General features: G+C 69.0%; 20 protein-coding genes and 1 pseudogene. 12 read left to right on the top strand and 9 right to left on the bottom strand.

The window, feature by feature from the left end; translation table 11 throughout:
- Positions 1 to 21: 21 nt before the first annotated feature.
- Positions 22 to 1206 carry a molecular chaperone DnaJ gene (gene dnaJ / locus AQJ67_RS37510; protein ID WP_062723959.1) on the top strand — a complete coding sequence of 395 codons (1185 nt, stop codon included), beginning with the start codon at positions 22 to 24 and terminating at the stop codon, positions 1204 to 1206.
- 5 nt (positions 1207 to 1211) lie between these two features.
- Complete coding sequence (locus tag AQJ67_RS37515) at positions 1212 to 1667, top strand: heat shock protein transcriptional repressor HspR (protein WP_062723960.1); 456 nt, start codon at positions 1212 to 1214, stop codon at positions 1665 to 1667.
- 129 nt (positions 1668 to 1796) lie between these two features.
- Here AQJ67_RS37515 and AQJ67_RS37520 read toward each other — a convergent pair whose 3' ends face one another.
- From AQJ67_RS37520 to AQJ67_RS37530, 3 genes are read right to left on the bottom strand one after another with little or no spacing between them, the layout of a single operon-like run.
- Entirely contained in the window at positions 1797 to 2411 is a 615-nt protein-coding gene (locus AQJ67_RS37520) for a hypothetical protein (protein WP_425264208.1), read from the bottom strand.
- Between the two features lie 35 nt (positions 2412 to 2446).
- Entirely contained in the window at positions 2447 to 2662 is a 216-nt protein-coding gene (locus tag AQJ67_RS37525; RefSeq protein ID WP_062723961.1) for a DUF397 domain-containing protein, read from the bottom strand.
- Positions 2663 to 2672: 10 nt separating this feature from the next.
- A complete protein-coding gene (locus AQJ67_RS37530; RefSeq protein WP_062723962.1) occupies positions 2673 to 3554 on the bottom strand; it encodes a helix-turn-helix domain-containing protein in 882 nt (293 codons plus the stop codon).
- 239 nt (positions 3555 to 3793) lie between these two features.
- Between AQJ67_RS37530 and AQJ67_RS37535 the strand changes: the two genes are divergently transcribed.
- The gene (locus AQJ67_RS37535; protein ID WP_244190728.1) at positions 3794 to 4303 is read left to right on the top strand and encodes an ATP-binding protein; all 510 of its coding nucleotides are present in this window, start codon (positions 3794 to 3796) and stop codon (positions 4301 to 4303) included.
- An 89-nt stretch (positions 4304 to 4392) separates the two neighbouring features.
- On the top strand, positions 4393 to 5007 hold the full coding sequence (locus AQJ67_RS37540) for a Uma2 family endonuclease (RefSeq protein ID WP_107123086.1): 615 nt from the start codon (positions 4393 to 4395) through the stop codon (positions 5005 to 5007).
- Positions 5008 to 5019: 12 nt separating this feature from the next.
- On the opposite strand, the gene AQJ67_RS37545 is transcribed toward AQJ67_RS37540, so the two are convergent.
- Entirely contained in the window at positions 5020 to 7101 is a 2082-nt protein-coding gene (locus AQJ67_RS37545) for a fibronectin type III domain-containing protein (RefSeq protein ID WP_062723964.1), read from the bottom strand.
- Positions 7102 to 7197: 96 nt separating this feature from the next.
- Complete coding sequence (locus tag AQJ67_RS37550) at positions 7198 to 8916, bottom strand: PA14 domain-containing protein (RefSeq protein ID WP_062723965.1); 1719 nt, start codon at positions 8914 to 8916, stop codon at positions 7198 to 7200.
- A gap of 294 nt (positions 8917 to 9210) precedes the next feature.
- On the opposite strand from AQJ67_RS37550, the gene AQJ67_RS37555 reads away from it, so the two are divergent.
- A complete protein-coding gene (locus AQJ67_RS37555) occupies positions 9211 to 10344 on the top strand; it encodes a sugar ABC transporter substrate-binding protein (RefSeq protein WP_208615112.1) in 1134 nt (377 codons plus the stop codon).
- A gap of 532 nt (positions 10345 to 10876) precedes the next feature.
- Entirely contained in the window at positions 10877 to 11923 is a 1047-nt protein-coding gene (locus tag AQJ67_RS37560) for a helix-turn-helix transcriptional regulator (RefSeq protein ID WP_062723966.1), read from the top strand.
- 152 nt (positions 11924 to 12075) lie between these two features.
- Here the strand turns inward: AQJ67_RS37560 and AQJ67_RS37565 are convergent, their stop codons facing one another.
- On the bottom strand, positions 12076 to 13107 hold the full coding sequence (locus AQJ67_RS37565) for a helix-turn-helix domain-containing protein (protein ID WP_079056426.1): 1032 nt from the start codon (positions 13105 to 13107) through the stop codon (positions 12076 to 12078).
- A gap of 318 nt (positions 13108 to 13425) precedes the next feature.
- Between AQJ67_RS37565 and AQJ67_RS37570 the strand changes: the two genes are divergently transcribed.
- Positions 13426 to 13761 carry a Rieske (2Fe-2S) protein gene (locus AQJ67_RS37570; protein WP_079056428.1) on the top strand — a complete coding sequence of 112 codons (336 nt, stop codon included), beginning with the start codon at positions 13426 to 13428 and terminating at the stop codon, positions 13759 to 13761.
- A 238-nt stretch (positions 13762 to 13999) separates the two neighbouring features.
- Here the strand turns inward: AQJ67_RS37570 and AQJ67_RS47990 are convergent, their stop codons facing one another.
- The gene (locus tag AQJ67_RS47990) at positions 14000 to 14413 is read right to left on the bottom strand and encodes a pyridoxamine 5'-phosphate oxidase family protein (protein WP_062723969.1); all 414 of its coding nucleotides are present in this window, start codon (positions 14411 to 14413) and stop codon (positions 14000 to 14002) included.
- Positions 14414 to 14542: 129 nt separating this feature from the next.
- Here AQJ67_RS47990 and clpB point away from each other — a divergent pair, with 129 nt between their 5' ends.
- Positions 14543 to 17140 (top strand): ATP-dependent chaperone ClpB, encoded by a 2598-nt coding sequence (gene clpB, locus AQJ67_RS37580; RefSeq protein ID WP_062723970.1) that lies wholly within the window; start codon positions 14543 to 14545, stop codon positions 17138 to 17140.
- 33 nt (positions 17141 to 17173) lie between these two features.
- On the opposite strand, the gene AQJ67_RS50290 is transcribed toward clpB, so the two are convergent.
- Complete coding sequence (locus AQJ67_RS50290; protein WP_279616919.1) at positions 17174 to 17308, bottom strand: hypothetical protein; 135 nt, start codon at positions 17306 to 17308, stop codon at positions 17174 to 17176.
- Between the two features lie 148 nt (positions 17309 to 17456).
- Here AQJ67_RS50290 and AQJ67_RS37585 point away from each other — a divergent pair, with 148 nt between their 5' ends.
- The gene (locus AQJ67_RS37585) at positions 17457 to 17984 is read left to right on the top strand and encodes a YbjN domain-containing protein (RefSeq protein ID WP_062723971.1); all 528 of its coding nucleotides are present in this window, start codon (positions 17457 to 17459) and stop codon (positions 17982 to 17984) included.
- A gap of 170 nt (positions 17985 to 18154) precedes the next feature.
- On the opposite strand, the pseudogene AQJ67_RS37590 reads toward AQJ67_RS37585, so the two are convergent.
- Positions 18155 to 18592, bottom strand: a pseudogene (locus AQJ67_RS37590) (aminotransferase class I/II-fold pyridoxal phosphate-dependent enzyme); the annotation flags it as partial.
- Positions 18593 to 18765: 173 nt separating this feature from the next.
- Here AQJ67_RS37590 and AQJ67_RS37595 point away from each other — a divergent pair.
- From AQJ67_RS37595 to AQJ67_RS47995, 3 genes are all read left to right on the top strand, one after another.
- The gene (locus tag AQJ67_RS37595; RefSeq protein ID WP_062723972.1) at positions 18766 to 19320 is read left to right on the top strand and encodes a Uma2 family endonuclease; all 555 of its coding nucleotides are present in this window, start codon (positions 18766 to 18768) and stop codon (positions 19318 to 19320) included.
- Between the two features lie 483 nt (positions 19321 to 19803).
- Entirely contained in the window at positions 19804 to 20214 is a 411-nt protein-coding gene (locus tag AQJ67_RS37605; protein WP_062723974.1) for a hypothetical protein, read from the top strand.
- Entirely contained in the window at positions 20211 to 20888 is a 678-nt protein-coding gene (locus AQJ67_RS47995) for a hypothetical protein (protein ID WP_159058912.1), read from the top strand. The genes AQJ67_RS37605 and AQJ67_RS47995 overlap by 4 nt, the downstream gene beginning before the upstream one ends.
- Positions 20889 to 20951 lie beyond the last annotated feature (63 nt).

A 20951-nucleotide genomic window follows, 5' to 3' on the forward strand; every position in this document is an offset into this window, starting at 1 on the left:
GAGAGAGGAGGGACGTCGAGGATGAGCACCAAGGACTTCATCGAGAAGGACTTCTACAAGGTCCTCGGCGTCCCCAAGGACGCCACCGAGGCCGAGATCAAGAAGGCGTACCGCAAGCTCGCCCGCGAGTACCACCCGGACGCCAACAAGGGCAACGCCAAGGCGGAGGAGCGCTTCAAGGAGATCTCCGAGGCGAACGACGTTCTCGGCGACCCCAAGAAGCGCAAGGAGTACGACGAGGCGCGCGCCCTCTTCGGCAACGGCGGCTTCCGCCCCGGGCCGGGCGGCGCGGGCGGCGGTTCCTTCAACTTCGACCTGGGCGACCTCTTCGGAGGCGGCGCCCAGGGCGGCCAAGGGGGAGCCGGCGGCTTCGGCGGCGGACTCGGTGACGTCTTCGGGGGCCTGTTCAACCGCGGCGGCACGGGCACGACCCGTACCCAGCCCCGGCGCGGCCAGGACATCGACACCGAGGTCAACCTCAGCTTCACCGAGGCGATCGAGGGTGCGACGGTCCCGCTGCGCATGTCCTCCCAGTCACCCTGCAAGGCCTGTGCCGGCACCGGCGACAAGAACGGCACACCGCGCGTGTGCCCGACCTGCGTCGGCACCGGCCAGGTGGCGCGGGGCTCGGGCGGCGGCTTCTCGCTGACCGACCCCTGCCCGGACTGCAAGGGGCGCGGCCTGATCGCCGAGCACCCGTGCCCGGACTGCAAGGGCAGCGGCCGGGCGAAGTCGTCCCGGACCATGCAGGTCCGCATCCCGGCCGGGGTGTCGGACGGGCAGCGCATCCGGCTGCGTGGCAAGGGAGCGCCGGGCGAGCGCGGCGGCCCGGCCGGTGACCTGTACGTCACCGTGCACGTCGACGCGCACCCGGTGTTCGGCCGCAAGGAGGACAACCTCACGGTGACCGTCCCCGTGACCTTCACGGAGGCGGCCCTCGGCGGCGAGGTCAGGGTCCCCACCCTGGGCGGACCTCCGGTCACCCTGAAACTGCCGCCCGGCACGCCCAACGGCCGCACCATGCGGGCGCGGGGCAAGGGCGCGATCCGCAAGGACGGCACCCGCGGCGACCTCCTGGTCACCGTCGAGGTGAGTGTCCCGAAGGACCTTTCGGGGAAGGCTCGTGACGCACTGGAGGCGTATCGCGAGGCGACCGCGGGCGAGGACCCGCGGGCGGAGCTGTTCCAGGCCGCGAAGGGAGCATGAGTCAGATGGACGGTCGTCGACGCAACCCGTATGAACTGACCGAGGAGACCCCGGTCTACGTCATCTCGGTGGCGGCCCAGCTGTCCGGCCTGCACCCGCAGACCCTGCGCCAGTACGACCGTCTGGGTCTGGTCTCCCCCGACCGCACCGCCGGCCGGGGCCGGCGCTACTCGGCCCGTGACATCGAACTGCTGCGCACCGTCCAGCAGTTGTCGCAGGACGAGGGCATCAACCTGGCCGGCATCAAGCGGATCATCGAACTGGAGAACCAGGTCGCGGCGCTGCAGTCCCGGGTTGCCGAGCTCCAGTCGGCCGTCGAGGGGGCCGCGGCGGCGATGCAGCAGCGTGAGGCGGCGGTGCACGCGTCGTATCGCCGGGATCTGGTGCCGTATCAGGAAGTGCAGCAGACCAGTGCGTTGGTGGTGTGGCGGCCGCCCAGGCGGAAGCAGCAGTCCGACTGACGCGCGGTCGTCTGTGTGTGGGCCCGGAGGTTCTGACGAACCTCCGGGCCCTTGCGCGTACGGCGAGGGGCTGTTGTCGGTGGCCCTGGAGCAGCGGCGCGGAGGGGGCTCGGTCGTTCCCGGTCGCCTTCAGCCGGGCAGCATCTCGCTGGCCGCCTCCACAGTGAGGATCCACATGGGCTGGGCGCCTGTGCCGAAGGCGGCGGCGAGGGCGTAGCCCAGGGCCGCGTCCAGGGCCCCCGGCTCGGCGTCCTCGCGCCACTCGGCGAGGACGCGTCCGTCGCCGTCGGAGGAGAAGTCGCCGATGTGCTCGTCGTCCCGCAGCAGGCGGCTGCCCGGGATGGAGTCGGGAACCAGGCGCCAGGTGTGGTCCGCGTGGCGGACGTCGACCCGGTAGGAGCGGCGGGTCAGCCGGCCCTTGGCGGGGTCGATGACGGCCTCCTCGCCGTCCACGGTCAGCGTGAGCAGTCTGGCGTCACGGGTGCCGATCGGGATGTGCTCGTCGGCGGCCTCCGTCTCCTTCGCGCGGACCAGTCCGATCCGGGGGACCGACTCGCCCTCGACGGTGACCTCGCCCACCTCCATGTCGAGCCGGACCGTCATCGTGCCGAACCGCTCCTCCTCGATGACGGTCTCGACGACGGGCTTCTCCTCATGCCGGTCGTCCTCGTACGCGTCGTACGCGTGGGGGTCGCTCGCGTCGGTGGCCGCGGAGGCGGGTGCGGGTGCCGGGCCCTTCGGCATGGGATTTTCCTTGCCTCTCGTTCGCTGACGGGTAGTCAGTTCGTCGTCGTGCGGTCAGCTGGGGCGTCGGCGGGACCGGACTTGAGGGTGTGCAGGAGTGCGGCGAGGCCTTCGGGGGCCGTGGCCAGGATGATCTCCGGGGTGTCGCTCTCGCGGAGGCGGATCGTTCCGTCGGGGGCGGTGGCGACGTAGAGGCAGTTGCCTTCGGGGCCGCCGCTGTACGACGACTTCTGCCAGTGCAGTTCGGGCATCGGGGCCTCCTCAGAGGGTGTAGAGCAGATGCTGGATGAGGGCCAGCGAGTCCTTCACCGAGTGTGTTTCCGGGGCCAACGATACGTCGATGGGTGCGAGGGCGTTCTCCGCGATGTGGTTGAACAGAGAGCTGTACTCATCAAGCTGACGCTGCTCCACCAAGTAGTGGGAGCCGAGGAGCTGCTCGACCACGACGGTGCCCAACCTCGGTTCTGCCGGGATGACATGTGCGAAGTTGCCGGTGAGGGCAGCGTGCGCCCGGGCCGTGAACGGATAGATCTGGATGGTCACGTTCGGCAGCCGCGCCAGCTCGATCAGGTGCAGCAGTTGCTCCCGGACGACCTCGGTGCTGCCGAACCGCATGTGCAACGCGGACTCGTGGATGACGGCGTGCACGGATGGTGGGTCGTCGCGCGTCAGGATGTGCTGCCGTTCCATGCGGAACCGCAAGGCCTGCTCGATGTTCGTGAAGCCCAGGTCGGGGCTCGTGAAGATGGAGCGTGTGTAGTCCTCGGTCTGGAAGAGGCCCGGGATGAACAGTGGCTCGTGTGTCCTGATGGCCACGGCCCCTGATTCAAGCTCGGCCAGGTTCAGCGGATCCGGCCCCAGGTGTTTCCTGTACGCACGCCACCACCCTTTGCCACTGGACTCGGACATCGCGACCAGTGCCTCAACGAAGGGCTCCTTCGAGCAACCGTAGACGCCGCAGAGATCGAGGAGCCGCCCAGTGAGGACCGAGGTTCGGCCGGCCTCGATGTGGCCCAGCTGTCCGCGCGTCATGCCGATCTGGTCAGCGGCATCAGTTGTGGACAAACCGGCTTGCTCGCGCAGTTGTTTGAGTTCGAAGCCGAGTCGCCGCTGTCGTTCGCTGACGGTGGTGCGCAGTCCCACGGGTTCTCCTTGTGATCGGTCAAAGTCTGCCCTGTGTGCGGGCGTTAGTCCACCGGCTCAAGCGAATAGGTTGCTCGCGAGAACCCTTTATCGCTACCTTGAGTGAGGCGTCGATAACGCAACGGCGTCACTCAACTCCCCCTGCCCACAAGCGAAAGTGCACCCGAACCGGCATCCGGCCGGGCCCGGGCGGAGCCATCGCGGGCGTCCCTCATCCGGATCTGACAGGAGCCCCACCCTTGGACCCGTCCCGCCACGTCCCGCACCGCCTGACCCAACTCACCCACGAATACAGCCTGTTCGCCCCGGCCGACGTCACCGCCCCGCGCCTCTGCCGCGACTTCGTACGCGCAGTCCTCTTCACGCACGACCGCGAGGACCTCGTCATGCCCGCCGCCCTGTGCACCTCGGAGCTCGTCACCAACGTCCACCTGCACACCAAGGGCACCGCCATGCTCCGCATCCGACTCACCCCGACCCGCTTCCGGGTCGGCGTGTTCGACGAGAGCCCGGACCCGCCGGTTGTCGCTCACCCGGCGGGAACGGTTGTCGCCTGTTGGGGACGAGGGCTCGCACTCGTCCAGGAGATGGCGGACAAGTGGGGGGTCGCGGACGAGCGGGCGGGGCGGTTCGCGAAGGGGGTGTGGTTCGAGCTCGATGGCGGGAGCGGGGGGAACGTTCCAGCTTTGCTCGAACGGGTGAACCAGGGACATCTGGGCTGGTCAGCACCGACGCCGTCCCTACCGTGATCGCGTTGCTTGTGCCCCGAGCACACCCAGCCCACACTTGAGGAGGAGGTGCCACCTTGACCGCTCTCGCACATGAGAGGCCCGAGACCATGTCCGAGGCAAAGGCTGAATCCGTACTCGTACCCGATCCGGACGAGGTCCTATGGCAGCTGTGGAAGGCCATGGAACTCCCCGAGGGCTACCGCGCCGAGATCATCGAGGGAGCCATTGAGGTGTCGCCCACCGGTCGCCGATCCCACGCCCAGGTCGTCAATCGCCTACGAAACGCACTGACGTGGTTCCTGGGGGAGGGAGAGCACGCGGCGTTTCAGGACACCAACGTCATCCACCAGCGCAGGGGATGGATTCCTGACGTCCTTATCGCCCCCGAAGATCTGGAGCCGCACGGTGACGAGGAAGATCTGGGGGTGGCCGCTTCCGCCGTCTCCCTCATCGTCGAGGTCGTCTCACCCGGCAAGCGCAACCAGGACCGCGACCGTGTCCGCAAGCGCCGCGAGTACGCGCGCGCAGGTATCCCCGTCTACGTCATCATCGACGACTACGACAGCCACGGAACCGTCACTGTTCTCACCGAGCCTGACCCTGACAAGGCCGACTGGGTGGGAGTCCACCGCGTCCCCTACGGCACCGAAGTCACCATCCCCGAAGGCCCCGCCAAGGGCTTCGTGATCGGTGAGGCGATCACGGGACCGAAGCGGGGCTGACCGGGCGAAGGTTCAGAGCAGGTCCGGGCGGATCTTCCACGGATGCGCCGCCCCGGTCTCCGTGCCGTCGGCGAGGACCCCGACGACGCGGTAGTAGGAGACGGAGCCCAGCGGCTGGGTGGTGTCGTTGAAGGTCTGGTAGTAGGCCGTGGTCGGGGAGACCGTGCCCAGCAGGTCGTAGGTCTGGGTCCCGGGGTTCCAGCGGCTCACCCGGTACTCGGTGACCTGGGCGCAGACGTCGCCGGAGCAGTGCCACTCGATCGGCTTCGCCGCCTCGGAGATCGTCCAGCCTCCGCCGCCGTACAGCGGGCCGCCCGCCTCGAAGTCCTTGTCGATGGGCTCGGCCGGGACGATGTTCAGCTCGGTGGCGGTGACGACCGGGATCGACGGGTCGGTCGCGGAGAGCTCGTTGCCCCAGACGTCCTCGGCGATGACGGTGTAGACGTAGGTCTCGCCGTCCGGGATGTCGATGCAGAGCATGGCCAGCGGGTCGTCGGCCCGGTCCACGCAGTGCGCCAGCTCGCCGATCCACTTCACGGTGCCGTCGTCCTGCCGTACCCCGCGCAGCGCGCGGTAGGAGGAGATGTCGTCGTCGACCGGGGTGTTCCAGCGCAGTTCCGTGCCGTCGGCGCGGGGCGTGGCCGTCAGGCCGGTGAGGGGGAGCGGGGCGGTGCGGTCGGAGGTGGTGACGGTGACCGTGTTGGAGGGCGCGGAACGGTTGTCCTGCCAGTCGTTGATGACGACGGCGTAGGTGTAGGTGGTGCCGAACTCGAACTCCCCGTCGGCGCACCCGAAGGAGTACTCGCCGGCGGCGCTGTTGAGCGTCGTGTTCACGTCGCAGGGCACGGCCACCGCGTCCGCGCCCAGCGTGGTGCCGGGCGAGCGCAGCACGGTGAAGTAGGCGTCGTTGTTGATCTCGTCGGAGAGGCGGCCCTCCGGCATGGTCCAGTGCAGCCGCACCGCGTCGTAGGTGGCCGTCGCCTCAAGGTTCTGCGGCGCGTCCGGGGGCGTGCGGTCGATGCCGTCGGAGGTGACGGGAGTCGAGTAGGCGCCCGCGTTCCCGGCCGCGTCCAGGGCCCGGACCAGGTAGGTGTGCTTGGTCTCGTCGTGGCCGACGTGGTGGACGAAGGAGGTCCCGGTCTGCTGCTTGAGCAGGGTCAGGGAGCCGGTGGCCTGGTCCTTCTCGAAGAGCTCGTAGGAGACCGCGTCCGGCGCGGCGTCCCACTCGATCATCATGCCCCACAGGTCACCGTGCGCGGTGAGCCCCGTGGGGGCGGCCGGGCCCGTGCGGTCGACGGTGGTGACGGGCTGGTCGGTGCTGCCGCCGGAGACGTTGCCGGCCTTGTCCTGGGCGCGGACCTCGTAGTAGTACGTCTCGCCGGTCGCCGGCGGGGTGTCCGTGTACGAGGTGGCGGCCGAGGTGGCCGTCGCGAGCGGCTTGACCGGATACGCGGCGCCCTTGAGGCGGCGGTAGACCTGGTACCCGGCGAGGTCCATCTCCTTGTTCTTCGCCCAGGTGAGCTTGGCCTTGCCGGTGGCCTTGTCGTACGTCACCGCGGTCCCGGCCGGCGTGAGCGGCTTGACCTTGTCGACGGTCGCCGAAGTGCGGGGCGAGTAGCCGAACTTGACCTTGGCGCTGCCGGTCCAGTTGACGTAGTCGACGCGCAGGGTGTGCTTGCCCGACGGGATGGTGACGTTCACCGTCTTGGAGACGGTCGTGGAGGTGTTCTTCCACAGGTCGACCTTGCGGCTGCCGTCGACGTAGACGCGGATGCCGTCCAGCCCGGAGGCGGCCAGCGAGAACGGGCCGCCGGAGCCGAAGTCCCGGGTGAGCGTCCAGCGGACGCCGAAGTTGTCCCTCGGCAGTCCGGAGACCGGGGCGCCGCTCCAGCTCTGGTCGATGGCGTTGTCGCAGTCGGTCTTCTTCGGAGTGCCGGAGAACGCCGTGTTCGCGAAGAACTGCCGTTTGAAGACCGGCGACGTGCAGGTCACGGCGGCGGACGCGGGCGTGGCGAGGGCCGTGAGCAGGCCGCCCGTGGTGGCGAGCACGACGGCGGTCGCGGTGGCCGCGGTCGTACGTCTGACTGGGTTCATACGGTCCTTCAGTCCTGTTCGGCGACGGCGGTGATCAACCGTCGCCGAACAGGACCAGCGGCTACACCGTTTGGTTGTACGGCCGCGGCGGGTGGGTCAGGCCGCCGGTGCGGTGACCGCCCAGTCCGCGGCGGGGAGCGACTCCGTGCCGTCCGTCGCCACCGCCGTCACCCAGTAGTACGACGTGGTGCCGCGCTCGGCTCCGGTGTCGAAGTACTCGAACGCGCCGGCGCCGGTGTCCGCGATCTTCTCGTAGGCGGAGCTGTCCGGGTTCCAGCGGTAGAGGCGGTAGCCGCCCGCGGCCTCGGGCGCCTCCTCGCCGAGCCCGCTCCAGGTCAGCCGGTTGCCCTCGTCACCCTCGGCCGGAGTCGCCTCCAGCGTCAGCGGGGAGCCGTCCGGCGTCGCCACGGCCGGCGTCGTGTCCAGCTCGGTCGCGACCACGATCTGGGCCTCGCCGGTCCACCGGAAGGAGGAGTTCCCGGCGTCGTCGATGGCGTCGACGATGAAGCAGCTCTCCTCGCCGTCGGGGAGGACGGCGTAGTCGTACGAGGTGGTCTCCGCCGACACGTAAAAGCCGGGGTACAGGGAGCAGACCTTCTCCTCCTCGTCGCCGAGGAGCTCGCCCCGGCGGACCGCGTAGCTCGCCAGGTCGGCGGTCGGGTTGGCGTCCCAGCGCACCCGGAAGCCGTACTCGGTCGGCGTGACGGTCACCCCGGTGACGGCGGACGGCGGGGTGAGGTCCCGGCGCTTGCCGCTGACGGCGACGGACCGGGCGGACTCGTTGCCGGCCGCGTCCAGGGCGGTCACCCGGTAGTAGTAGGTCGTGTCCTCCACGGCCGAGGTGTCCAGGTGGGAGACCTGGGCGGTGCTGCCCACCTGGGCGTACGTGCCGCTCGCGGTCGACGCCCGGTACACCCGGTACGACGCCGCGCCCTCGACCGCGCTCCAGCCGACCCGCAGCCCCTCCGCCTCGGAGGCGGTGGTCGGTGCGGCGGGCACGGCGGGCGCGGTGCGGTCGACGGTGGTGACGAGCTGGTCCGCCGTACCGGCCGACTCGTTGCCTGCCTTGTCGTAGGCGCGGACCTCGTAGTAGTACGCCGCCCCGGTCACCGGCAGCGTGGTGTCGGTGTGGGTGGTGGAGGCGGTCGTCGCCAGCGGGGTGCCGCCGTACGCGGCGCCCTTGAGGCGGCGGTAGACGCGGTACCCGGCGAGGTCCATCTCCTTGTTCTTCGCCCAGGTGAGCTTCGCCCGGCCGGTGGCCTTGTCGTACGCGACCGTGGTGCCGGTCGGGACGAGCGGCTTGACCTTGTCGACGGTCGCCGAAGTGCGGGGGGTGTAGGCGAACTTGACGTTCGCGGTCCCGGTCCAGTTGGCGAAGTCGACGCGCAGGGTGTGCTTGCCGGCGGGGACGGTGACGTTGACCGTCTTCTTGGCGGTCGTCGACACGTTCTTCCACAGGTCGACCTTGCGGCTGCCGTCGAGGTAGACGCGGATGCCGTCCTGGGCGGAGGCGGCGAAGGAGAACGGGCCGCCGGAGCCGAAGTCCCGGGTCACGGTCCAGCGGACGGAGAAGTTGTCCTTCGGCAGGCCCGAGGCCGGGGCGCTCGTGCCCCAGTTCTGGTCGATCGCGGTGTCGCAGTCCGTCCTCTTCGGGGTGCCCGAAAAGGTGGTGTTCGCGAAGAACTGCCGTTTGAAGACGGGCGAGGCGCAGGTCACGGCGGCGGACGCGGCGGGGGCCGTCGTGAGCAACGTGCCCGCGGTGGCGAGCACGACCGTCGTCGCGGCCGCGGCGGTCGTGCGTCTGGCTGGGTTCATTCGATCCTCTGGTCGAGTCCGGGACAGCGCTGGGCGAGCTGTCGTGATCACGACTCGCGAGGTATGGCATTGGTTGTGCAGTTCTCAACCAGTTCCTTGATCGATTTTTGGTGGAGGGGTTGTAACGGGCGTTTGGAGACGTTCCGTCATGCCTTTACATCGCAGCGGAGCGTGGTGTTGCGCACTCGTTAAGTAGTTCCGCTTGACGCTGGGGGCTGTCGGCGCGTTGTCTTTTCAGACATCTGGGCGCATTGACGCGCCCGTGTCCCGAAGGCACCAGAAGTGAGCTCCTGTATGCGTCCCTTGCGCCCCCTGCGCCGTACCGCCACCGCGGTGGCCGCCGCGTCGACGATGACCCTCTCGCTGGCCGCGTGCGGGGCACTGGGCGTCACCGGGAACAGCAGCGAGGCGAGTCCCACCAAGGGCAACGACATCACCGTGGGGCTGCTGCTGCCGGAGACGGCGAACACGCGCTACGACAAGTTCGACTTCCCCATCATCCGGAACAAGGTCCTGGAGCTCACCGACAAGCAGGGCCGGGTCGTCTACAAGAACGCCGACGCGGACGCCACGAAGCAGGCGAGCCAGCTCCAGCAGATGATCAACGACCAGGTCGACGTGATCCTGCTGGACGCCGTCGACGCGCACGCCATCGCCACCGGCGTCAAGAAGGCCAAGGACGCCGGGATCCCGGTCATCGCCTACGACCGCCTGGCCGAGGGCCCGATCGACGCGTACGTCTCCTTCGACAACGAACTGGTCGGCGAGGTCCAGGGCCGCTCGCTGCTGGAGGCCATGGGCGGCTCCGGCGTCGACTCGTCCGACAAGATCGTGATGATGAACGGCTCGCCCACCGACCCGAACGCCAAGCAGTTCAAGGCGGGCGCGCTCTCCGAGCTCAAGGGCACGGTCGGCATCGCCAGGTCCTACGACACCAAGGACTGGAAGCCGGAGAACGCCGAGGCCAACATGGCCCAGGCCATCAAGGACGTCGGCGTCAACAACATCAAGGGCGTCTACTCCGCCAACGACGGCATGGCCGGCGGCATCATCAAGGCCCTGGAGGCCGCGGGCGTCACCCAGCTGCCGCCGATCACCGGACAGGACGCCGAACTCGACGCGGTCCAGCGGATCGTGGCCGGCGACCAGTACATGAGCGTGTACAAGTCGTACCCGCAGGAGGCCGAGAGCGCCGCCGAGATGGCCGTGGCCAAGGTCCAGGGCCACGACATCCAGTTCGACTCCCTCACCCAGGACCAGGTCGACAGCCCGACCGACAAGGGCGTCCCGGCCCTGCTGGTCCCCGTGGTCGCGCTGACCCAGAAGAACATCAAGCAGACCGTCGTCGCCGACGGGATCTACAAGCTGTCGGAGATCTGCACGACCAAGTACAAGGTGGCCTGCTCGGAGATCGGCCTCAGCAAGTAGCGCACCCGCCGGGCCTTCCGGCGCTCATCGACCACCCCCCGGCCGGCTCGGCGCGGGGGGTGTCGTCGTGGTCCCGCGCTTTGCGAGTGCGTCCCCTCGTGTCACCGCCGAACCAGGTTCCTGTCCGGCGGCGTTCGCGAGTGTGACCTTGCCCCGCGACGCGCCGTGTCCCGCCCGCTCGACCGCCGATCCGATGCCGTAGCCCGCCCCCGCCCCGGCACCATCAGCTTGCTGCAAGTCAGTTGGCGGAGGCCCGGAAATAGCGGGGCGCAACGGTGGTTAACGGCCGCCGTCCCCGGGTGAGCCGTGTTGCGGAGCACGGCCTGTCCGCGCATAGTTGCGCTGCGGAAGCGCGAACGAACCGTAGGACGACGGGTCCGGCACGGTGGGCCCGTCGACCGGGGCCTGTCCGGCATGAACCGCCGGAGAGGCTCCTGGGCCCCGCCCGGCAGAGGTGTCCCGCAGGATGTCGGCACCGCGCTCCGGAGGTGAGCGAGCCGGCGAAGAGGCAGGAACCGGGGGTGGATGGGCGATGGCCGGGCACGGGACTCAGGAACATCCCCACGGCGCCGACCGGCTGTGCGAGGCCGGGGACCGCGTGTACTCCCGGGCCGTACGGCGGGGCCGGGTGCCGCGCCGGGACGCCGAGCCGGTGCCCTGTCTGCTGGAACTGGCCCTGTTGCACCCCGACCCCGACGACATGGACTGGCTGGTCCCGACCTCCCCGCAGGAGGTCATGACACGGCTGCTGCGCGGCGTGTACGACGAGGTCAGCGCGAGCCAGCGGCGGATGGGGTCGGCGGTGGCGGCGTTCGAGTGGTACGCGGGGCTCGGCGCGCTGTCGACAGCCGTCGGCGCGGAGGGCGCGGCGATCCGGGTGCTGGACGGCTCCGCCCGCATTCAGGCGGCGCTGGACGAGGCGACCCAGGCGTGCGTCACGGAGGTGCTGACCGTGCAGCCCGGCGGCATCCGCCCGGAGCACGAGCTGACCGAGGGCCTGCACCGGGCCCTGGAACTGCGCGGACGCGGTGTGCGGATGCGCGACCTGTACACGCATGTGGCGCGCCACGGCCAGGGCCTGCTCAACTACCTGGAGCTGATGGGTGATTCGGTGGAGGCGCGCACGCTGGACGAGGTGATCGACCGGCTCATCGTCTTCGACCGTACGGTCGCCTTCGTCCCCGCGAACGCGGACCGCACGATGGCGCTGGAACTGCGCCACCCGGCCCTCGTCCACTACCTGCTGACGGTGTTCGAGCGCTTCTGGCGCCTCGCGATCCCGCTCACGGCTCCCCTCCCCGACACCGGCATCGAAGGCATCTCCCACCGCGAGCAGTCCATCGCCGCGCTCCTGGCGGAGGGACACCAGGACGCGGTGATCGCGGAGCGGCTCGGCATAAGCGTCCGCACGTGCCGTGCGCACATCGCCCGGCTCTCGGAGACGCTGGGCGCGGCGAGCCGTACGCAACTGGGCGTTCGCATAGCTCAGGCAGGCCTGGACCGGCCGCCACGGGCCGCGGACGTCACGCAGCGGCCGTCACTCAGCCTGCCTGATCAAGGATCCCGGACCGCCCGATGAGGTAGCCGAGTTGGGCGCGGCTTGTGCTGCCGAGGGTGCGGCGAGTCGGGAGTGGGCGATGTCCTCGGCGACGTTTCGCAGCAGTCTCCGGGGAGCAGGCCTGAGTGCAGCAGGCAGGTGACGGGGTGGCCTCTTGCACCGACAAGGAACCCTCACGCAGGGCCCTCTCCTGACGGTCGGTGATCTCCGTTCAGGATGCCCGACTGCGCGATCAGGTAGCCGAGTTGGGCACGGCTGCCGCTGCCAAGGACCAGAGCCAGCTTGGCTATGTGGGCTCGGCACGTGCGTACGTTCATGCCCAGTCGACGTGCGATGGCTTCGTCGACATGACCTTCCACCAGGAGTTTGGCGATGGAGTGCTGGATGTCCGTGATGCCGTCGGGTGCGGTTTCATAGGGCGCGCCCGCGCTCAGCGGAACTGCCCGGTCCCACATGAACTCGAAGACCTTGATCAGGTAGCGGATGAGTCCCCGGTGGCGGAGTTCCAGGGCGACCTTCTGGTCGTCTCGAGTGGGGATGAAGGCCACGGTCTCGTCGCAGATGATGAGTCGCTCGACCACTCCGTCGATGGTCCGGTGCTCGACCTTGCCATCGGAGAGCTGATCCACGTAGGCGAGTCGCTCCGGGCTGTACCGGGCCGTGTGTGGATAGAGGGTCCTGATCCGCACACCGCGTTCTATCAAGGGCCTGTCACGCTCCAGTCCCTGGATCAGACTGCGCTCGGGGCGGTGGCCGCTGGGCTGGACCGTGAGCATTTCGGTCTGACACTGGGCCGTGGCCAGGTTGAGCGCCGCGTTGATCCGCTCGCTTCCTTCCAGCACCGTGATCGAGTCACTGGTCGTGGCCTGAGAACTGAGTGCCATGAACGGCGCGAAAGCATCGGACAGTTCGATCGAAAGCCGCCTGCGCTCGGTGATCTCGTGCTCTATGGGACTGAGTCGCTGGGCGAGGGCAACCGACGGAGGCACGGGGCGCAGCCAGTTCGGGTCGTCAGAATCGGGGTGAAGGAGGGAGAGCTCCTCCAAGCAGGGGGCCGGTTCTGCGTCTGCCCGGGAGATGCGTCCCGCTCGGAGGGCGGTCGCATAAAGTCGGCCACCTTCCTCACACAGCTCGGTCACCGCATGGGGATGTGTCACATTCGTCCGATTCATTCCTAAATCTCCACCCCCCAGGGTCCTGAACATGCAGGAACATGATGCATCGATTGTGTGGCCATGACGTGCCTGAATGAGCCATCGTCTTACTGGACGGGGGAAGAGGGGACCTTCAAGTGAGGACGAAGCCGACTATGCGTAACAGAATGCTTCGCTCGGCGCTTGTCGCCATCTTCTCCACCGTCGTGGCCGTCGGGACTCTGAGTGGCCTCCTCGGTGCGAAGGGTGATAGTCGGGCGGGGGACAGTGTCTGGCCGGTAAGCGCCAAGACTCATGTCCTTGCGGACAGCGTGTGGCCGGCCGCGGCCGAGTCCAGCGCGTCCGCGGTAAAGGGAGCTGGGAGCTGACGTGACCACCCCACCCGACGACCGCTCCTTCCGTAGAGAAATGGCCACCGCCTACCGCTCCGGCTGGCACTTCATCGACCTGGTCACCGCGATCCCCCACCCCGGTGACTCATTGATGGTGACCGTCTTCGGCGAGCCGGTCGTCGTCACGCGGGACGACGACGAGGACGTCCGGGCGTACCGGTGTCTGCGGCGGCCTCGGGGGGCGCCGCAGCCCGTTCGGTGTGCCATCCGGTACGGAATGATCTTCGTCAACCTCGATCAGCGCGACCACCGCCTGGTGGAACCGGAGGCCCCGGCCCCAACGACAGTCTCAGCCACCCCCCGCAGTGCCTGACGCGATTCCCCCGTCGTAACAGATCGCTCAGGCGCTTCCCCCCGCAGCGGCGTCACCGTGACCTGAACACGGTGACGCCGCTGCAGTTTCCGCGGACATTTACCCGTATCCACCGGTTGCGGCCGTGGCCAAAACCGGTTGCCCGGTATTCGGCCGTCCGGGGGCCGTCCGGGGGGCGGTTGCCCCGGATCCAGCCGCGTTCCCCTCACGCGTTCCCCTCGGCGTCGCCCCCTCCATGTCACCCCCGCCCCATCGCCCGAGTCAGCGCGATCTCGATGACCACCCGCTCGGGGTTCGGCCTCGGGGTGCGCCCGTACCGGTCCGCGTACCGCCGCTCCGCGTCCGCGATCTGTTCCGGCTCGGTCCGGACGGTCGCGCGACCCTCCAGGGTCGCCCAGCGGCGGCCCTCCATCTGGCAGACAGCGACGCGGGCCCCGTCGGGGCCGGCGGCCAGTACATGGCGTACCTTCGCGCTCGACTTGCTCGTGATCACCCGAGCCAGCCGGGCCTGAGGGTCGTATGTGACTCCGACGGGTACGACATGCGGGGTGCCGTCCGGGCGCAGGGTCGTCAGGGTGCAGACGTGCTTCTCCTGCCAGAAGGCGAGGTACGGCGCGTCCGGCGCGCCCGGGTCCTGGGGGTGTGCGGCCATGCCCCGGAACCTAGCCGCCGTACGCCTCCCACGACTACCCTGGAGCTGACTTGAGCGGAATAGACTCAACTTTGTGTACGCTGACTCAGTCAGTACTGGGAGACGCTGACGCCAGGAGGAGAACGCCAATTGGACGCCGAGCTGACCAACAGGAGCCGGGACGCGATCAACGCGGCCAGCAACCGGGCCCTGACCGAGGGCCATGCGGACCTCACCCCCGCCCATCTGCTCCTCGCTCTGCTCCAGGGGCAGGACAACGAGAACGTCATCGATCTGCTGGCGGCCGTAGACGCCGACCAGGCCTCCGTCCGGTCCGGCGCGGAGAAGGCGCTCGCCGCGCTGCCCAGCGTGACCGGGTCCACCGTCGCGCCCCCGCAGCCGGGCCGTGAGCTGCTCGCCGTGATCGCGGACGCCCAGGCGCGGGCCAAGGAGCTCGGGGACGAGTACCTCTCCACCGAGCACCTGCTCATCGGCATCGCCGCCAAGGGGGGACGCGCCGGCGAGGTGCTCGCCCAGCAGGGGGCCACCCCGAAGAAGCTGCTGGACGCCTTCCAGAAGGCGCGTGGCGCGCGCCGGGTGACCACCGCCGACCCCGAGGGGCAGTACAAGGCGCTGGAGAAGTTCGGGACGGACCTCACGGCCGCCGCCAGGGAAGGGCGACTCGACCCTGTCATCGGGCGGGACCAGGAGATCCGGCGGGTCGTGCAGGTGCTCTCCCGCCGCACCAAGAACAACCCCGTCCTCATCGGTGAGCCCGGCGTCGGCAAGACCGCCGTCGTCGAAGGGCTCGCCCAACGCATCGTCAAGGGGGACGTGCCCGAGTCCCTCAAGGACAAGCGGCTCGTCGCGCTCGACCTCGGCGCCATGGTCGCCGGGGCCAAGTACCGCGGTGAGTTCGAGGAGCGGCTGAAGACCGTGCTCGCGGAGATCAAGAACTCCGACGGGCAGATCATCACCTTCATCGACGAGCTGCACACCGTCGTGGGCGCAGGCGCCGGCGGCGACTCCGCCATGGACGCCGGGAACATGCTCAAGCCGATGCTCGCGCGCGGTGAGCTGCGCATGGTCGGCGCCACCACCCTCGACGAGTACCGCGAGCGGATCGAGAAGGACCCCGCCCTGGAGCGGCGCTTCCAGCAGGTCCTGGTCGCCGAGCCGACCGTCGAGGACACCATCGCCATCCTCCGCGGGCTCAAGGGGCGCTACGAGGCCCACCACAAGGTGCAGATCGCCGACAGCGCGCTGGTCGCCGCGGCCACCCTCTCCGACCGGTACATCACCTCCCGCTTCCTCCCCGACAAGGCCATCGACCTCGTCGACGAGGCCGCCTCCCGGCTCCGGATGGAGATCGACTCCTCCCCCGTCGAGATCGACGAGCTCCAGCGGTCGGTCGACCGGCTGAAGATGGAGGAGCTGGCCATCGGCAAGGAGACCGACCCGGCCTCCCGCGAGCGCCTGGAGAAGCTGCGCCGCGACCTCGCCGACAAGGAGGAGGAGCTGCGGGGCCTGACCGCCCGCTGGGAGAAGGAGAAGGAGTCCCTCAACCGCGTGGGTGAGCTGAAGGAACGGCTGGACGAGGTGCGCGGACAGGCCGAACGCGCCCAGCGCGACGGCGACTTCGACACCGCGAGCAAGCTGCTCTACGGCGAGATCCCCACCCTGGAGCGCGACCTGGAGGCCGCCTCGCAGGCCGAGGAGGAGGCCGCCAAGGACACCATGGTCAAGGAGGAGGTCGGCTCCGACGACATCGCCGACACCGTGGCCGCCTGGACCGGTATCCCGGCCGGCCGGCTCCTGGAGGGCGAGACCCAGAAGCTCCTGCGCATGGAGGAGGAGCTGGGGCGCCGGCTCATCGGGCAGACGGAGGCCGTGCAGGCCGTCGCCGACGCCGTACGCCGCACCCGCGCCGGCATCGCCGACCCGGACCGCCCCACCGGCTCCTTCCTCTTCCTCGGCCCCACCGGCGTCGGCAAGACCGAACTCGCCAAGGCCCTCGCCGACTTCCTCTTCGACGACGAGCGGGCGATGGTCCGCATCGACATGTCGGAGTACGGCGAGAAGCACAGCGTGGCCCGGCTGGTCGGCGCGCCCCCCGGGTACGTCGGCTACGAGGAGGGCGGCCAGCTCACGGAGGCGGTGCGGCGCAGGCCGTACAGCGTCGTCCTGCTCGACGAGGTGGAGAAGGCGCACCCCGAGGTCTTCGACATCCTGCTCCAGGTGCTGGACGACGGGCGGCTGACGGACGGGCAGGGCCGTACGGTCGACTTCCGCAACGCCATCCTGGTGCTGACGTCCAACCTGGGCAGCCAGTTCCTGGTCGACCCGGTCACGAGCGAGGCGGAGAAGAAGGAACAGGTGCTGGAGGTGGTCCGCACCTCCTTCAAGCCGGAGTTCCTCAACCGGCTCGACGACCTGGTCGTCTTCTCGGCCCTCAGCAAGGACGAGCTCGGCCGGATCGCGCGGCTCCAGATCGACCGGCTCGCGGGGCGCCTGGCTGAGCGGCGTCTCACCCTGGAGATCACCGACGAGGCCCTGGCCTGGCTCGCCGACGAGGGCAACGACCCGGCCTACGGCGCCCGCCCCCTGCGCCGCCTCGTCCAGACCGCCATCGGCGACCGTCTGGCCAAGGAGATCCTCTCCGGTGAGGTCAAGGACGGCGACACGGTCCGGGTGGACGCCTTCGGGGACGGTCTGATCGTGGGGCCGGCGAGCGGGAAGACGCTGTGATCCGGGGTACCCGGCCGGGGCGGCGGGCCGGTGTCAGTTCTGCAGCTGGCCGAGCGGCGTCGCGTCCGCCCACAGCATGATCACGACCACGACGAACCAGATGGCGACCCCCAGGCACACCAGCCACAGGCCCCACAGCAGCCACCGCAGTTCTCTTCTCCTCCGCATGTCGCGATCATGCCGCGCGCCGGTCATGGCACCGTCATCCGGGGGTGACCGGATCGTGTCAGCCCAGGGCTGACAGGGCCGTCGGGGGTTGCCACCCCCTACCCCGCATGGGGGAGGATGACTGAATCCGTACGAAGGGAAAATCACGGTGACCATCGACCCGTCCTCGATTCCGAACTTCGGGGGCCAGCAGCCGCAGCCGCAACAGCCGGCCGGCCCCGTCGTTCCGGATCAGGACCTCGTGAAGCAGCTCCTGGACCAGATGGAGCTGAAGTACGTCGTCGACGACGAGGGTGACCTCGCGGCGCCGTGGGAGCAGTTCCGTACGTACTTCATGTTCCGTGGCGAGGGCGACCAGCAGGTCTTCTCGGTGCGGACGTTCTACGACCGGCCCCACAAGATCGACGAGAAGCCCCTGCTTCTGGAGTCGATCGACGACTGGAACCGCCGGACCCTGTGGCCCAAGGTCTACAGCCACACGCACGACGACGGCACCGTCCGCCTGATCGGCGAGGCGCAGATGCTGATCGGCACCGGCGTGAGCCTGGAGCACTTCGTCTCCTCGACGGTCAGCTGGGTGCGGGCCGCCATCGAGTTCGACAAGTGGCTCGTCGAGCAGCTCGGCCTGGAGCAGGAGATCAACGAGGCGGACAAGCCCGAGGAAGACGACGAGTAAGGCGGCGCACCAGCCGCGAAAGGGAGAGCCCGGCCCGGGCACCGGCCGTCACGGCCGTGCCGGGCCGGGCTCTCGCCGTTGGCGCCGGCCGCGCCACCCCCCTTTGTCCACAGCCTGTGGACGGCCGCCCGGTCCGAGGGCTCAGCCCGCGGGCCGCCTGGTCCGCGGGTTCAGCCCGCCAGGGACTTGAGCCGCCTCACCGCCTCCTGGAGGACCTCCGTCCGTTTGCAGAACGCGAACCGCACGAACGGCGCCCCCGCGTCCCGGTGGTCGTAGAAGACCGCGTTGGGGATGGCGACCACCCCGGCCCGCTCCGGCAGCGCGCGGCAGAAGGCGAAGCCGTCGCTCTCGCCGAGGGGGCGGATGTCGGTGGTGATGAAGTAGGTGCCCGCGGGCCGGAACACCTCGAAGCCCGCCTCCGTCAGACCCGCCGCCAGCAGGTCACGCTTGGCCAGCATGTCCTCCCGGAAAGCTGTGAAGTAGCTGTCGGGCAGGGCGAGCGCCTCGGCGACCGCGTACTGGAACGGCCCCGACGAGACGTACGTCAGGAACTGCTTCGCCGACCGTACCGCCGTGACCAGAGCGGACGCCGCGGTCACCCAGCCGACTCCTCGTTGGCCTACCTATTCCTATGTCGTGCGACAGGCCCCGCTGCGGATCTCCGGCACCGGCGGTGAGCGGGCCGCACAACCTGTCCGGACCGGTCTGCCGACCGTGCCGATGGGCTCGGTGACGCGGCACTGTCCGTCGTATCCTGACCACACACGGGAAGGAGCCGTCCATGAGCGTCGACGCGATCGTGCACACCGAGTTTCCCAAGGGGTACTCGGTCCTGTTCGGGGCCGACGGAAAGGTGATCATGACCCCGCAGAGCGAAGAGCACTCCAGCACCATCAGGTCGATGCAGATCGACTCCGCTCTTGCCCTCGGCCGTCACGCGAAGGTCACCTCCGATGTCTACATCGACTTCCCCGCCGACGAGAACTCCGCCCCCGACCTCGCGATCCTGCGCGAGGACGCACGCAAGGAAGGCAAGCGCTACAGCTTCGAGGACATCCTGCTGATCTCCGAGGTCGTCTCGACCTCTTCCGCGCGCAAGGACTACGACGACTGCACCGCGAAGTACGGCCGCTATGGAATCCCGATCTACCTGGTTGTGGACCCCTACGCCCAGGAAGTCGTCCTTCACACCCAGCCGACCGCCACCGGTTACATCGCCGCACACACCCACAAGTACGGCACGGGCAAGCTCCCCATCCCCCTGTCCGACGGCCGCATCTTCACTCTCGACTTGGACGAACTCCCGCGTCCGGAGCCCGAGTCGGACGCCCGCTGACGAAGGACTCCCGGTGCGGCGACGCGGGTGCGTGGCGGCTCGGGGCAGCCGTGTACGTGTGGCCGGTACGCCGAGTGCCGGAGCCCACGGCGGACATCGGGTACCTCATGGACGCCGAGCTGATCCGGGAGGCGTGGAAGGGTGCCGCGTTGGAGAAGCAGCGCACGTTGCTGAGGCTCGGCCTCGATGGCGTCTGCGTAGGTCCGAAGTTCGGTGTAGGCCGGACGCCGGTCACCCGGAGCGGTTCCATTACGCGTGGGACGGGAGCCCCGAGGATGCTTACCGAGGAGGGGCGCACAGGAGTGTTCCCGTCGCCGGAGACGCGCGCAGAGAGCAGTACGCGTCCGCTGCATGGCCCCACCGTGCTGAGCCCCTGCCCTGGAACGCCCGGGGTGGAAGGCCGCGTTGTGACAGACGTCGCGCTCAGCGACGGCGGCAAACGGCTCCGGGAGAGTAGGCGCCAAAGGTAAGTTCTCCTCCTGTATGCGGACCATTGCATGGTCGGGGGAGGAGTTCGTATACGAGGCCGAGATTATGACGGTGGCGAGTGGCGCCGCTGGCACCCTCGTGGCAGCAGGTGTTACCAGCGGCGCGCAGGCGCTCCGTGCGCGGGTCGTCGCACTGTTTCGTCGTGGCACCGCCCAGGAACAGGACGCCGCAGTTGCCGCCGCCGAAAGCCCCTCGGGGCGTACCGAGGCCGAGAGAATTGAGGCTCTGGCCGCCCTTATCGCGGCCCACCTCGTTGCTCACCCTGATGCGCGGCCCGAAGTCGAGGCCGCTGCTGCCGACCTGAACGCCGTCACCTACCACCAGCACAATACTGGGAGTGGCGTCTTTGTCGGCCGGGACCATGTAGGCGACCTGACGATCAATCACGGCGGTTCGGCCCAGTGAGTACGACGCCTCCGAGCGAGCCGTCGACTACAGAGCAGCGCAACGAAGGATCCGGCACATTCGTCGGCCGGGATCTGATCGGTAATGTGGTCAACCAGGTGCGCAATGTCTTCATCCGCTCCGGGCGCAGCGTTGGGCAGCCGACAGGAGGGCCGGGAGCCGCACGGCGGCCGACTGACGCAGAACACAGCGACATCGAGGAGGAAACACCCCGAGTCCGATTTCTAGCCACACTCTTCCTCGCGTACGTGGCTGTTTACGGCATGTGTCGGATCATCCAGGGCGAGCCCCTCGCGGGCGACGGCCCGACGCCTTCCCTTGCCGTCCAGATCTTCTGGCTTTTCTTCCTCGGCGGCGGGTTGATTGCCTGCGTGGGGTACGCCCTTGCCTGCCTGGCGGAAATCCTTGCCGACTGGGTGCAGTCAGCGGCCGACTCGGCGGTGTCGAATGCGCCTCGATGGCGCCTCGCGGCCAGGACTAACACCGTGTTCGCACGCGGGCTGGCGAGGAGCAGCGGAGCGAGTGCGGCTGCGGCCTCCGTCATCGCGCTGGTATTCGGCTGGTGCCCGCTCGGCAATGCCATCTCGACCCGGGCTCATCACGCGAGTGACGTTGCATATGCGGCTGTTGCCAAGGCACGTGCGGCCACGCGGAAGCGCGCGACTCAGAAGTAACGAATGTGAACAAGGCGTGAAGGAGTCGGGTGTGGTGACCTGCGTGCTGACACAACGCGGTCA

The sequence above is a fragment of the Streptomyces caeruleatus genome (assembly GCF_001514235.1).
In the GTDB taxonomy this organism is placed as follows: domain Bacteria; phylum Actinomycetota; class Actinomycetes; order Streptomycetales; family Streptomycetaceae; genus Streptomyces; species Streptomyces caeruleatus.

Bases quoted from the DNA above. Each gene is read 5' to 3' on its own strand.
- dnaJ (WP_062723959.1), top strand. From the start codon at position 22: ATGAGCACCAAGGACTTCATCGAGAAGGACTTCTACAAGGTCCTCGGC.
- AQJ67_RS37515 (WP_062723960.1), top strand. From the start codon at position 1,212: ATGGACGGTCGTCGACGCAACCCGTATGAACTGACCGAGGAGACCCCG.
- AQJ67_RS37520 (WP_425264208.1), bottom strand. From the start codon at position 2,411: ATGCCGAAGGGCCCGGCACCCGCACCCGCCTCCGCGGCCACCGACGCG.
- AQJ67_RS37525 (WP_062723961.1), bottom strand. From the start codon at position 2,662: ATGCCCGAACTGCACTGGCAGAAGTCGTCGTACAGCGGCGGCCCCGAA.
- AQJ67_RS37540 (WP_107123086.1), top strand. From the start codon at position 4,393: ATGTCCGAGGCAAAGGCTGAATCCGTACTCGTACCCGATCCGGACGAG.
- AQJ67_RS37545 (WP_062723964.1), bottom strand. From the start codon at position 7,101: ATGAACCCAGTCAGACGTACGACCGCGGCCACCGCGACCGCCGTCGTG.
- AQJ67_RS37550 (WP_062723965.1), bottom strand. From the start codon at position 8,916: ATGAACCCAGCCAGACGCACGACCGCCGCGGCCGCGACGACGGTCGTG.
- AQJ67_RS37555 (WP_208615112.1), top strand. From the start codon at position 9,211: ATGCGTCCCTTGCGCCCCCTGCGCCGTACCGCCACCGCGGTGGCCGCC.
- AQJ67_RS37560 (WP_062723966.1), top strand. From the start codon at position 10,877: ATGGCCGGGCACGGGACTCAGGAACATCCCCACGGCGCCGACCGGCTG.
- AQJ67_RS37565 (WP_079056426.1), bottom strand. From the start codon at position 13,107: ATGTTCAGGACCCTGGGGGGTGGAGATTTAGGAATGAATCGGACGAAT.
- AQJ67_RS47990 (WP_062723969.1), bottom strand. From the start codon at position 14,413: ATGGCCGCACACCCCCAGGACCCGGGCGCGCCGGACGCGCCGTACCTC.
- AQJ67_RS50290 (WP_279616919.1), bottom strand. From the start codon at position 17,308: ATGCGGAGGAGAAGAGAACTGCGGTGGCTGCTGTGGGGCCTGTGGCTG.
- AQJ67_RS37595 (WP_062723972.1), top strand. From the start codon at position 18,766: ATGAGCGTCGACGCGATCGTGCACACCGAGTTTCCCAAGGGGTACTCG.
- AQJ67_RS37605 (WP_062723974.1), top strand. From the start codon at position 19,804: ATGCGGACCATTGCATGGTCGGGGGAGGAGTTCGTATACGAGGCCGAG.